This is a genomic window from Streptomyces laurentii, from assembly GCF_040635425.1.
Lineage (GTDB): Bacteria > Actinomycetota > Actinomycetes > Streptomycetales > Streptomycetaceae > Streptomyces > Streptomyces laurentii.
In genome coordinates this window covers 1-12,976 of the sequence record NZ_JBEYHT010000048.1, presented here as the reverse complement: position 1 = coordinate 12,976, position 12,976 = coordinate 1, and the positions used below count along the sequence as shown (strand labels likewise).

The following is a 12,976-nucleotide window of genomic DNA, read 5'->3' as shown; positions in this document are numbered from 1 at the left end:
AGCCGTACGTACGGGGTGACGCGTCACCGGCGGCCGGTCGCCGCCCACTTCTCGAACGCGACGAACGCGGCCTCCTGGTCCCACTGGAGCCGGGCCTTCGCGCTGCCGTCGAGGAGACGCTTGCATGCCTTGCCGGGGTAGGCGTTGCCGGGGTCCTCGGAGCGGCAGGCGCGGGCCTGGCGGTAGCCGTCGCGGGTCGGGTTGCCCTGCCACAGGCTCGTACCGGGCAGGAAGGCGTACTCCAGGGACGCCCGTGCCATGTCCTTCAGGTCGCGGTAGCCGAGGCGGTAGGTCTCGGCGGCGTACTGGTACTCGTGGGTGATGTCGATACGGGAGACGCCGGGGTCGTCGGTGGCCAGCACGACGGGCACGCCGCGCTCGCGGTACCGCACGAAGGCGTGGTCGTCGCCCTTGACGCCAAGAATCTGGGCGTTGCTGGTGAACGGCACCTCCACGGCGATCTCGCGCTGGGCCATGGTGCCGGTGAGGCGCTGCCAGCCGGTCTCGTGGACGAGGTCGACGCCGTGCCCGATCCGCTGGGCGCCGGCCACGTCCACCGCGTCGCGGATGTGGAAGGTGAGGTGCTCGGGCTTGACGAGTCCGGGCCACAACTCACCGGAGTGCAGGGTGATGTGGGCCTTGGGGTAGACGCTCTTGAGGTATTTCAGCATCCGCATCTGGAGGCTGTAGTTCTCCAAGGAGCTGTCCCAGTCCTCCGGCTGGACGAGGTTGACGGCGACGAACCGCGGGTCGCGCTCCTCCAGGCGCATGGCCGTGGCCATCTGCGTGAACACCCGCTCGCGTGAACTGCCGCGCGACACCTGGGAGATCCAGCGGATGGTCAGGCCGCAGCCGGGGCGCTGCCGGTCGGTGCCGCAGGCGGACTCGCGGCGGAACTCCGCGTCCGACTCGTCGGCCTCCTGGACGGCCTGGTCGACGACCCGGTCGAGTTTCCCGCCGGCGACGAGCTTGTCGTGCAGCTTGGCCAGGTCGGCGTCCCAGCCGACCTGGGAGGCCAGCTTCTTGGAGGCGTCCGAGGCCGGGGTGACCATGGTCTCCAGGTAGAACTGGTTCTGCCGGGCGATGCCGTCGGCGACGGAGGCCAGCATCTTGCCCCGGTGGCTCGCGGTGACCTCGCCGAACTTGTCGAAGGTGTCGAAGAAGTGGTCGTGGCCGGACTGCCCGGCCGGGAAGTCCTCCATGGACCAGGCCCGCAGCAGCATCGTGCGCAGTTCGGGGTCGGTGCGGGCGTCGGCGGCGGCCCGGGTTCCGGGACCGCACGGGGGCCGCACGGCCTTCCCGGTGGCCAGTTCGACGCAGAGACCGTCCTCGGCTGCGAGTTCGATGAGGTACTCGGTGGTGACGGCGCCGGAGAGGTGGTTGTGCAGCTCACCGCCCTTGGGGAGGGCGGCGAAGAAGCGGCGCAGCGCCTCGGGTCGGCCTCGGAGCGCGGCAAGCCGGGCCTCGGCGCCGGTCTCCCCCGGCGTGGACGGCACAGCGGGCGAGGCAGGCGCGGCGGCGGGAACGGCGGGCGCGGCGGGCGCGGCGGGCGCGGCGGGCGCGGCGGGCGCGGCGGGCGCGGCGACGGCGGCCGGGGCGGGGAGGACGCACAGGGCGGCCAGGGCGGCGAGGGCTCCGGCCGTGCGCGGGGTGCGGCGACCGGTCGGCCGGTCGAGAGGGGAAGGGGTCACCCGGGCATGATCGCGAGCGAGCCGCTCCGTCCGGGCTTATTCGACGCCGCTCCCGCGTTACTCCACCCGCACGAGGGATCCCGGGAAACGCGTGCGAAGGCCCGTACGGCGGGCTTCTGTTGCTCCGGTCCACACCTGCCCGTCCCTCTGTCCGTGCCGCTGCCTGTAGCTCTGCCCGTGCGGCTGTCCACCGCGCCCTGCCCGAACGGGCAGCGCTTCGTGCACCCGACGGCCGGGGACCGGACTGGACGGGGCACCGGCCGGTGACCAGGCTGGGGAGCGGGGCGGCCGCGCGCCGCCCGGAGCACCGTCCGTCACCCGCGGGGAGCCGACGATGAGCGCGTACGAACAGGACCGGCAGCACGACCACGAGCACGGTCACGACCAGGACCACGACCACGATTCCGCCCACGACTTCCAGGCGGAGCACGAGCACGACCGGCACCTGGACGGGGAGCGTGGCTCCGGTGTCCGGGACGACGGCCCGGGGACCGCCCGGCTCTTCGAGGCCGCCGCGGCGGGCCGTACGGACGTCGTCGGGGCGTCCGGCCTCGGTGTACTCCAACGGGCGGTGGGCAACGGGGCGGTCGGGGCGATGGTGCAGCGCAGCCGGTCCGCCGGGGCGAAGCACATCGAGGAGGCCGCGGAGGTCGCGGAGGCCGAGCCGGCCGAGACGCCGGGCGCGCGGTCGCCGGTCCACGACGTGCTGGCCTCGGGCGGCGGACAGCCGCTCGACACGGACACCCGCGGCGACATGGAGGCGCGGATGGGCGCCGACTTCTCCGACGTACGGATCCACACCGACACCGCGGCCGACGCGTCCGCCAAGGGCATCGGGGCGCACGCGTACACGGTGGGCAACAACGTGGTGTTCCAGCGGGACGCCTACGATCCGTCGTCGTCGCAGGGGCGCACGACGCTGGCGCACGAGCTCACGCATGTGATCCAGCAGCGCAGCGGGCCGGTCGACGGGACCGAGGCGCCGGGCGGGATCCGGGTGAGCGATCCGTCGGACCGGTTCGAGCGGGAGGCCGTCGCCAACGCGGAGCGGGTGACCGCCGATCCGGCGCCGGTCGCCGCTCCCGAGCCGGCGGCCGCGGCCGGTCCCGCGCCGGCCGCCGCGGCGCCCGCCGTCCAGCGGGCCGCGACGGAGGACGAGGACGAGCAACCCGCCGACGTCCAGGGCTCCTTCGTCCAGCGGGCGGCGGAAGGCGGCGCCGAGGAGGAAGAAGAGGCGCCGCCTGCCTGAGCCTTGACCGGGGCCGGGGCCGGGGCCGATTCCTCGACCCCGGCCGCGGGTTCAGGGCTTGATCTGCTGCATCGTGCCGCCGGCGAACATCGACACCGAACAGCGGCTGGGCGTCGGGGCGTTGACCGGACGGCCGACCTTGCGGCAGTCGACCGTCATGGTCAGCCGGCTGCCGGCCGGCACCACGATCGGGGAGACGAAGTGGTAGTCCGAGTCGCGGAAGTTCTCCAGGGCGAGGCTGAAGGTCCGCTGGCCGACCGTGACGACGACGGATCCGGCGTCGCCCTGCGGGTTCTGGACGACGATGTCGGTGACCCGGAAGGTCTTCTTGGCGGGCACGGTGAGCGCCGTGTCGCTGCTCGCCCCGCCGCCGACGCTGTCCCTGACCCTGACCTGGGCACTGGTGGGCACGGCCGGCGGAAGCGGCCCGGTGCCGGGCTTGGGCGTGGCCGGGGCGGAGGGCTTGACGCTCACGGTCGGGGTCGGGGTCGCCGACGCTCCGCCACCGCCCGCGCCCCCGGTCTTCCCGCCGCCCTGGCCGCCCGTCCGACCTGCCGACTGGCCGCCGTTCTTGGCGGGGTCGGAGGTGGCGGAGGCGATGACCTCGGGGGTGATGGCCTCGCGGGCCGCGGACTTCACGGCCGGGCGCAGCAGCCCGTACCAGAGGCCGACGCAGGCCAGCGCGAGGACGCAGGCGAGGATCACGGCGCGCGGCAGCCAGCGCGGCAGGATCGCCTCCTGCTGGTAGGAGCCGTCGAGGAGGACCGGGGCGGCCGGTTCCTCGCCCTCGGGCGCGGGCGTGGCAACGACGGCCTGGAAGGTGTGCGTGACGGCGGTGCCGCGCCACAGGAGCCGCCCGGGCTTGACGCGCAGCTCGGCAAACGAGGCCCGGCCGGGTTCGATGCGCAGGTCGGGGCGGTCGAAGGTGATCCGGGTGCGTTCGGTGCCGGCGCGGGCGGCGAGGCCGACGGTGAGCGGGGCGTTGCCCCGGTTGTCGACCGCGATCTTGTGCGCGCCGCGCCGTACGCCGTGCGAGCCGCGCGGCACCAGTTCGGCGGTGACCTCGGTGAACGGCGCGACCGCCACCGTGCCTTCCGGGACGACCGGTTCGGCGTGGTCGCTGGTGGGGATGACGCGGACCCCGAAGGGGGTCTCGCCGGCGAGCACCGTGGAGTCGCGGGGCGGCCGGAAGGTGACGGACACGGTCGCCGTGTCGCCGGGGTAGAGGGAGAGGTTCGCGGGTTCGACCGTCGCCCAGGCGGCACAGGCCCCGGCCACCTCGAAGCGGTATTCCTCCACGGTGGAGCCGGAGTTGCGGACCTGGAGGGGCAGGCGCGTCTCGTCACCCGGTACGGCGGTGACGGAGGTCGCGTCGAGGCTGGCCGTAAGACTCATGGGCGCACCGTAGGGCTCGGGCCGCTCCACAGCATCGCCAGAGAAGGAACACATTCGGGCAGATTCGGTGCCCAAACCTGCGAGCGGCGTTTCATGCCGGGGTGGCAGGGCATTTCCAGACCGCCGAATGACGCATGAGACCGGCGTTGTCGACGAATTCCAGTGTTCTGAACGCCGGCGGCCGTGACGGGTTTGCCTGGTGTCGCACTCGGTTCCGGTGGGACACCTCATCAGCACGCGCGCGGGCGGTCGCCTCCACCGGGGGAGCATGACCATGGAACGAACGACTGTGGCGCTGCGGGCGCAGGACCCGATCTCGCAGGCGGGGGTGACGAGTCAGCTGCGGGCCCGTCCGGAGATCACGGTCACCGAATGGAGCGAGAACGCCGATCCGGCGCCCGAGGTCGTCGTGCTGGTCGTCGACGCGGTCGACGAGGAGGTGCTGCGGCTGCTGCGGCACATCCGGCGGACCAGTACGGCCAGGACGGTGCTGGTGACCACCGACATCGACGAGCAGAAGCTGGTGAGCGCGGCGGAGTGCGGGGTCGCGGGGGTGATCCGGCGCGCGGAGGCGACCCCGGAGCACCTGGTGCACGTGATCGGCACCGTCGCGAAGGGCGCCGGGCATCTGCCGTCCGATCTGGTGGGACGGCTCCTGGAGGAGGTCGGCCGGCTCCAGGGCCAGGTCCTCGGGCCGCGCGGGCTGCACTTCACCGGGCTCGCGGCGCGCGAGGTGGACGTGCTGCGGCTGGTGGCGGAGGGGTACGACACGGCGGACATCGCGGCGAAGCTCTCGTACTCGGAACGCACCATCAAGAACGTGCTGCACGCGGTCATCACCCGGCTGCAGCTGCGCAACCGCTCGCACGCGGTGGCGTACGCGATGCGGCAGGGGCTGATCTGATCCCGGGAACGAGGCGCGAGGCGCGACTGTTGCCCGTTGGGGCACCTCGGGCTTCCCTCGTACGGGACTTCGCGTACGGGACAGGCCGGGCCGGGTGCGCGATCCTCGGGCGGAAGACCGTCAGGGGCGAGGGGGTTGTTCCGTGCGCTGGTTCCAGTCGCCGGCCGGCAGGTCCAAGGGCACGGGGCGCACCGTCCTCGCCGCCCTGTTGCTGCTCGCCGCGGGCACGATCCCGGCGAGCACGTCCGCCATGGCACTGCCTTCGGCTGATCCGGATCGGCCGATACCACCGGTGACACCGGCCAGTGTGACCAGGGCCCTGGACCCGGGACAGTCCCTCGCGGTCGACAAGCGGGTCCTGACGCCGGTGGTGCCGCCTCGGCCGGAGGTGGTGCTGCTGGTGGACGGGACGCTGAGCATGGAAGACGTACAAACGGACGTACGTACGGGATTGTCGAACATCATCACGAACGTGCGGTCGGCGCAGCCGGACGCCCGGTTCGCGGTGGCGACCTTCGGCGACCAGCAGGTCGACCCTGGCGCGGGCTTCAAGGTCACCGCGGCGCTCACCCAGGACGACAAGCTGCTGGGCGAGGGCGTGGATGCCCTCGACATCACGCTCGGCAAAGGCAGCATGGGCCCGTCGGAGGACTGGATCAACGGCCTGTGGCAGATCGCCAACGGCGCCGACGGGCAGACCGTCTTCCGTGAGGGATCCAGCCCAGTCGTCGTCCTCGTCAGCGACGCCTCCAGCCACAGCCCCAGCCTCGGCCACAGCATCGCCGACACGATCGGCGCACTCCAGGAGAAGAACGTCCGTGTCGTCGGCGTCGATGTCGCCACCACGGTCGGTGACGGCCTGGACGGCACCGGATACGCGAACATCCCGGGCCAGATCGAGAATCCGCGGACCGAGGCCGGGCAGGCCACCCGGATCATCAGGGCAACCGGCGGCAAGATGCTCCCCTCGATCGACCCGAGCGGCGTCGCCGAGGCGATCGTCGACGGCCTGAGCAACCTCCCCACCCGGGTCGGCTACCGGCTGGACGCCTGCGACCCCGGGCTCTCGGTGACCCTCGCCCCGCCCACGCGCGACGTGACCAGCGGCCAGACCGCCGGCTTCGACGAGACCATCGCCGTCGCCCCGGACGCGCCGCAGGGCGCGACGCTGACGTGCACGGTGCAGTTCCTGCTCGGGACGCTCGCGCCGGACACACCAGGCGTCTCGGCGACGGCGGCCGACGACCCCGCGTACCGGCAGCAGATCGCGATCACGGTCAACGACGTGTCCGCGCCGGTCGTCACCGTCGACGACCGCACGGCCCGCGGCATCGACAAGGACGGGGTCCGGGTCGACTACACGGCGACGGCCGTGGACGCCAAGGACGGTCCGCTGACGCCGACGTGCACGCCCGCGTCCGGCACGCTCTTCCCGGTCGGCACGACGACGGTGACGTGTACGGCGACGGACTCGGCCGGCAACACCGGTACGGACACGGCGGTGTTCCGGGTGCTGCCGCCGCCGGTGCCGCCCTCCGCCGACGTGGCCGTGTCCATGAGCGTCGCCCCGTCCCGTACGTACGTGGGCCGCGAGGTCGTCGCCCGCTACACGCTCACCAACGCGGGCCCGGACCCGGCGCGCGCGGTGGTCACCGCCGCGGCCTGGCCGGGGCCGACGGACTCCGCGCGCCGCACCCTGTCCCGGACCGACCGGTGCACCGCCGCCGCGCCCTGTGTGATCCCGCCGGGCGGCCGGGTGGTCGTGACGCAGAAGGCGACGTACCGGGCGGCGATGTCGGGCACGGTCCGGGTGACCGTACGCGGCTTCCCCGCCGACCCGGACACCGGCGACAACACGGCCACGGCGTCGCTGCGGGTGCTCCAGCCCCGGCTGGAGGTCACGCCGCAGGTGGTAAGGCCGGGCGAACCGGTGATCGTCCGGGGCACGGACTTCCCGCCGGGTGAACGGGTGCGCCTCAGCTGGTCGGCGGGCCTGACGGCGGACAGTTCGCCTCTGTCGGCGGGCCGGGACGGCCGCTTCGAGTCCCAGGTCCTCATCCTGCGCAGGGACCGGCTCGGACCGCGCGACCTGCGCGCCGAGGTGCGCGGACTGGAGCGGCTGGAGAAGCCCGTTCTCGTCATCCAACGCGCCTTGCAGCCGCCGGACTTCGCGGGACGGGGGTGACGGGTTCGTGATCCACGAGGTGGACGACGTCCTGCGGGCCCTGATCCGTGCCGAGGTCCTGGAGGGCGGGCAGGTGGCGGTGGTCTTCGACGCGCCGACGAGGGAATGGGCGGCGAAGGTCAACGCGCCGACGGTGAACCTGTATCTGTACGACATCCGCGAGGACATGCGGCGCCGGGAGCGCGGACTGCACAACGAGTACGACGAGCGGGGCGTGGTCGTGGCCCGGCGCCGGCCGCCGCGCTACTTCAAACTGTCGTATCTGATCACTGCCTGGACCAAGCGCCCGGAGGACGAACACCGGCTGCTGTCCTCGCTGTTGGCGTGTCTGCTGCGGTACGAGGCGCTGCCTCCGGCGCGGCTCACCGGCACCCTCGCGGAGATCGGTACGGCCGTGCCGATGTCGATCGCCCTGCCGCCGCCGGAGGACCGGTCGTTCGCCGATGTGTGGAGCGCGCTGGGCGGCGAGCTGAAGCCGTCGCTCGACCTGGTGGTGAGTGTGCCGGTGACGGCGTCGCCGCGGTACGTGGCCGGGCCGCCGGTCGGCGAGGAGGGTATCGACGTGCGGATCGGCGAGGTCGGGCGTTGACGGCGGAACTTCTTTCGCTGGCACGGGAGATGGAACGTCGGGTACGGCACGCCGTCGAGGCGCGCCGGGAGGTGGACCCTGATCCGGACGACGGCTTCCGCGGCCTGTACCTGACGGAGGAGGCCGTGGAGCGGCTGTTGGAGGAGCACCGCTCCTTCCCCGGCGTACACCCGCTCGCCGCGCCCGCTGCCGACTCCCGACTCGGCAAGATGGCCCGGGAGTTCGGTCTATCAGTGCTGGACGTGGAGATCCTGCTGGTCGCGCTGCTGCCGGATCTGGACGACCGGTTCGAGGCGTTCTACGGCTACCTCAACGACGACGTCACGCGGCGCCGGCCGTCGATCGGCCTGGCGCTCGGGCTGTGCGGGGTGGCGCACGCGGACCGCGAGTCACGGGCGCGGCTGGGCGAGCGGGCGCCGTTGCGGGCGGGCGGCCTGCTCCTGGTGGAGGACCGTGAACGGCCGTTCCTGGGGCGGGCGCTCCGGGTGCCAGACCGGGTGACCGCGTTCCTGCTCGGCGACGACACCCCGGACGCGCGACTGGTGGACGTACGCGCGCCGTGGGAGCCCGTTCGGGGTGTCGGCGACCCGGCGCCGCTGGCCCGGCTCCTCGCCGATGGCACGGGCCTCGTCTATCTGCGGGAGGAACAGGGCGGCGCGGGGACGGCGCTGGCCTCGTCGGCGCTGGAGGCGGCGGGGCGGGCGGTGCTGGGCGTCGACCTGGCCCGGCTCGCGGAGGATCCGGCGCCGGCGGAGGCGGTGCGATGCCTGCTGCGCGAGGCGCGGCTGACGGGCGCGGGGCTGGTGTGCGCCCAGGTCGACGCGGTGGCGCGGGAGCGGGCGGGCCTGCTGCGGATGGTCACGGACCTGCCGGTGCCGGTGGCGCTGGTGGGCCGGGTGCCGTGGGACGCGGCCTGGTCGGGCCGGCCACCGCTGCTTGTGCGGGCGCCGCGGGTGAACCCGGAGGCGCGGGCGGAGTTGTGGCGCGAGAGCGCGGGGGCCCCGATCGACCTGGATCTCCCTTCGCTCCTCTCCCCGTTCCTCCTCACCCCGGAGCAGATCGTACGGTCGGCGCGGGCGGCGGTGCAGTCGGCGCGCCTGGAGGCGGGCCCGGTGACGGCGGAGCACGTACGGCAGGGGGCCCGGGCCCAGAACGCGGCGGGGCTGGACCGGCTGGCCCGACGCATCGAACCTACCGTCGGCTGGGACGACCTGGTCCTCCCGCCGGACACCGAGGCCCAGCTCCGCGAACTGACCGCCCGCGCCCGGCACCGCGACCACGTCCTCGGCACCTGGTCGATGCGCCCGGGCGGCGGCCGGGGCCGCGGCGTCGCCGCGCTGTTCGCGGGCGACTCCGGCACGGGCAAGACGATGTCGGCGGAGGTCATCGCGTCGGACCTGGGCCTCGACCTGTACACCGTCGACCTGGCGACGGTCATCGACAAGTACGTGGGCGAGACCGAGAAGAACCTGGAGCGCATCTTCTCGGAGGCGGCCGGCGTGAACGGCGTCCTCCTCTTCGACGAGGCGGACGCCATCTTCGGCAAACGCTCCGACGTGAAGGACGCCCACGACCGCTACGCGAACGTCGAGTCGGCCTACCTGCTCCAGCGGATGGAGTCCTTCGACGGCCTCGCCATCCTGGCCACCAACCTCCGCGCCAACCTGGACGACGCCTTCACCCGCCGCCTCGACCTGATCATCGACTTCCCGGTCCCGGACCCCACCCAGCGCCTCCTCCTCTGGGACCGCACCCTGGGCCCGCACCTCCCCCGCGCCGGCGACCTGGACCTCGACTTCTGCGCCGAGGCCTTCGAACTGTCGGGAGGCAACATCCGCTCGATCGCGGTGACCTCCGCCTACCTGGCGGCGGAGGCCGCCTCCCCGCTGACGATGCCGATGCTGATCCACGCGGTGCAGAGGGAATACCAGAAACTGGGCCGCCTGACCCTGGCCTCGGAGTTCGGCCCGTACGCGCGCCTACTTTTGCATTAGTTCAGCACGAGTTCAGTGAGCCTCTTTCACCCTGGGGTCTGAAGGGTGAAACAGGCTGGTCGGCAGGGTGGTGACATGAAGAAGCCCCTCGTCGTTGGTGTGGTGATCTCACTCAACACGCCGACGGCCGGGGGGCTTCGTTGGTTCCGTATCCTGCCACGCTCGACGTCCCGCACGAGCTGGTCGGGCACGTCTCCTGGCTGCTCTACGCCCGAAGGCGTGAACTGCGTTCGCCGTGGCGGAGGCTGAGCTGCTTCAGACAGGCCCTGCTGACACTGGCACATCTCCGCAAGAATGAGACGTTCGCGCAGGTGGGTGCTGGGTTCGGGGTCTCGGAAGCGACCGCCTGGCGCTACGTCGACGAGACCCTGGACGTCCTGGCTGCTTGGGCACCGGGCCTGCACGAGGCCCTGGTCGGGCTCGGCGAGGGCGACTTCGTCATCGTCGATGGGACACTCATCCCCACCGACCGTATCGCCGCGGACGAACCGTACTACTCGCAAAAGCACCGCAAGCACGGCATGAACGTCCAGGTCATCGCGACCCCGGACGGCACCGCTGTGGTTCTCCCGTGCGACGCCGGGCCGCACGCACGACCTGACCGCGGCCCGCGCCCACGGCATCGTCCAAGCCCGCCTCACCCGGCAGATCCTCGTCCTTGCCGACCGCGCCTACCAGGGCGCCGGCGCCACTGTCCGCACCCCATACAAGAACATCCGTGAACAACCCGCGCACTACCAGCAGTTCAACCGCGAGCACGCACGCCTCCGGGCTCCCGGCGAACGCGCCTTCGCCCAGCTGAAGTCCTGGCGACTACTCCGGCGGGCCCGCTGTTCCACCCGCCGCATCGGCACCATCGTCCAAGCTGTCCACACACTCTTGACCTGCGACTATTCGGGATGAAAGAGGTTCAGTAAAAGATAAATCGGAGGACCTGCCATTCCTTGAATTTCACCATTCTCCAGGAGTTTAATAACCCTCCCGGAGAAGACAGGAATCCGAAGCCTTCGCACCTCCCTTCCAGCAGCCACACATTTGGCCGAGTCGGCAATACCTGCAACCCTAAGGAACTTGACGTTACCAGGACTCAGGACCTCAATACCATCACTCTGCACGAGCCACATGCCCGTTTCCCCTTGCATCATGCTCACTGGGCGCGGCACCATTAGAGGTTCAGGAAAGTTCGGAACACCTGAAAGGCGGTGAGCATATCCAAATTCCGGACACGGTGTCCAGGTAAGCCCCTTACACAAGGCTTCGATACTCTCCATCAACGCCGAACTAACCACGCAACTAAGATCTCTGGGATCTCGAAGAATAGCCAAATCTTCAGGCTCGAACCAATCCCCTTCCTCCAAGGATTCCAGGTTCAAGTATGCGGCCAGGTCACCCATCGAATCAGCCTGCTCTGGCAGCAACCGGAATGTAACCATGGCCTCAATTCCAAATCGATCCGCGAGATCGGATACAAGAAGGTCACCACTGCCGCTAGGGACCTCCCAAAGGGTTGACTCCTCCCCCTCCAGTCCACCAATTTCGTGCAGCATGTGGAGGATCTCCACGCTTGGCGGACTCGCCAGCTCGAGAACTTCCTTCACCTTCATACACTCGCTCCCATCACTTGGGTACCAAGATTTGATAGCGACCACGCCCACGATCCACTGACTCGACTTTCAACCCATGCTTCTCAAGGCAGACATCACCCCATTCCCTGTGCTGATCCGGTGTCGCCCCGATACCCTTTAAATATTCGCGCAACTTAACGCCATTTGTGCCATTTTGAGGACGATTAAACCAGTGATTGAATGCTGCGTTCTGGCTGCGATGAGAGAGGGTCAAGTTATCCACAGAGTTCGGACCATTAGCACTCTGCTCATGTATATGATGCCACTCCATTTCGAATGGATTCTGGAAACTTTCATGGTGGCGATAGTTAAGGGTCTGCCTGGCATCAGGATAGTTATTCCATGAATCCTTATTCTTTATTCGATCCCACCCGGAACCCTTCTTATAGTGCCTATTCGGATCGAATTCCCTCCATGGCTGACTGAGCGGATACACCCCGGCGTGAGATTTTCCATAGTCACTCAGGGCCCTATATTCAAACGCCCCTCCCGTCACCCCTGTCACCTTGCTGGGGACCCAGGAATTCTCTCCCCATCTCACATCCACCAGGTCACCGACTCTTGGCGGCGTCGTAGCCTTTAGGTTCTCCAGCTCCTCCGTGAGCTTTAGCGCGTCTTCATGGCAGTCGAGATACTTTCGCCCAATTTCAATCAAAGACTTACGCGTAGGATTCCCTTCTATCGCGCGTCGATATTCCCGCTCCCAAGTCTTACGGCCGTCAACAACAACGCAAATACTTGAATACCTAACCTTTATCTGATCCCTCACTGCAGGGCTTCTTTCTAGCGCCCTCGAAACTCTCCCACCCTGGTACACCTCCTTAAGCGAATCAACTGACGCATGCGCCATCTGACGAACAGCTGTCACTTGCTGCAGCTGCTGGGCCGACGGAAGGTTGTTAAATTCCGAGACTTGATGACGGCTGGCAATCAGAATGACGACAGCAGGCTTGGAGCCCTCCAGGCGGAAGTTCCGAATCCAGCCGAATTTACCTCTGAGGTTTTTCAGCTCAACCAGAAGGGACTTCGGAGTTTTCCTTTCCCTCTCCGCCTCGCCGACAATCTCTCTCGCCCGCATAATCGCTTGTGGCAATTCACGCCGCTTACGACTTTCCCTCTTCTCGTCCCCTTTGGAATCAAACTCCTTAGATGGCGCCTTTCCTTTGAATTTTCTCCAGAGGGCTTTGCCTTTTTTGGCGATGAGGTCGACGAGTTTGTCGATGGCGCGGTTGACGGGTTTGGAGACGGTGTGGAAGACGGATTTGACTTTGTTGGCGAGGTTGCCGATGCCGAGGAGGGAGGCGAGGAAGCCGATGAGGAGGGGGATGCTGGTGGCGAGGGCGG

Annotated in this window: 7 protein-coding genes and 3 pseudogenes; 6 read left to right on the top strand and 4 right to left on the bottom strand. The window is 69.5% G+C overall.

Annotation, left to right across the window (positions count from 1 at the left end; all coding sequences use genetic code 11):
* Window positions 1-23 precede the first annotated feature (23 nt).
* A complete protein-coding gene (locus ABZ693_RS25800) occupies window positions 24-1,691 on the bottom strand; it encodes an adenosine deaminase family protein (protein WP_359881662.1) in 1,668 nt (555 codons plus the stop codon).
* Between the two features lie 334 nt (window positions 1,692-2,025).
* Here ABZ693_RS25800 and ABZ693_RS25795 point away from each other — a divergent pair, with 334 nt between their 5' ends.
* Window positions 2,026-2,940, top strand: coding sequence for an eCIS core domain-containing protein (locus ABZ693_RS25795; protein ID WP_359881660.1), 915 nt, complete (start codon window positions 2,026-2,028; stop codon window positions 2,938-2,940).
* Between the two features lie 51 nt (window positions 2,941-2,991).
* On the opposite strand, the gene ABZ693_RS25790 is transcribed toward ABZ693_RS25795, so the two are convergent.
* Window positions 2,992-4,335 (bottom strand): COG1470 family protein, encoded by a 1,344-nt coding sequence (locus ABZ693_RS25790; RefSeq protein WP_359881657.1) that lies wholly within the window; start codon window positions 4,333-4,335, stop codon window positions 2,992-2,994.
* A gap of 274 nt (window positions 4,336-4,609) precedes the next feature.
* Here ABZ693_RS25790 and ABZ693_RS25785 point away from each other — a divergent pair, with 274 nt between their 5' ends.
* From ABZ693_RS25785 to ABZ693_RS25765, 5 genes and pseudogenes are all read left to right on the top strand, one after another.
* Window positions 4,610-5,239 carry a helix-turn-helix transcriptional regulator gene (locus ABZ693_RS25785; RefSeq protein ID WP_359881655.1) on the top strand — a complete coding sequence of 210 codons (630 nt, stop codon included), beginning with the start codon at window positions 4,610-4,612 and terminating at the stop codon, window positions 5,237-5,239.
* Between the two features lie 142 nt (window positions 5,240-5,381).
* Window positions 5,382-7,424 carry an HYR domain-containing protein gene (locus ABZ693_RS25780; RefSeq protein WP_359881652.1) on the top strand — a complete coding sequence of 681 codons (2,043 nt, stop codon included), beginning with the start codon at window positions 5,382-5,384 and terminating at the stop codon, window positions 7,422-7,424.
* A gap of 7 nt (window positions 7,425-7,431) precedes the next feature.
* A pseudogene (locus ABZ693_RS25775) lies at window positions 7,432-8,004 on the top strand (Pvc16 family protein); the annotation flags it as partial.
* Between the two features lie 38 nt (window positions 8,005-8,042).
* On the top strand, window positions 8,043-10,007 hold the full coding sequence (locus ABZ693_RS25770) for an ATP-binding protein (RefSeq protein ID WP_359881649.1): 1,965 nt from the start codon (window positions 8,043-8,045) through the stop codon (window positions 10,005-10,007).
* Between the two features lie 99 nt (window positions 10,008-10,106).
* Window positions 10,107-10,910: pseudogene (locus ABZ693_RS25765) on the top strand (IS5 family transposase).
* Here the strand turns inward: ABZ693_RS25765 and ABZ693_RS25760 are convergent.
* Window positions 10,898-11,611, bottom strand: coding sequence for a hypothetical protein (locus tag ABZ693_RS25760; protein ID WP_359881646.1), 714 nt, complete (start codon window positions 11,609-11,611; stop codon window positions 10,898-10,900). The pseudogene ABZ693_RS25765 and the gene ABZ693_RS25760 overlap by 13 nt on opposite strands.
* A 13-nt stretch (window positions 11,612-11,624) precedes the next feature.
* Window positions 11,625-12,976 (bottom strand): annotated as a pseudogene (locus ABZ693_RS25755) (hypothetical protein); the annotation flags it as partial.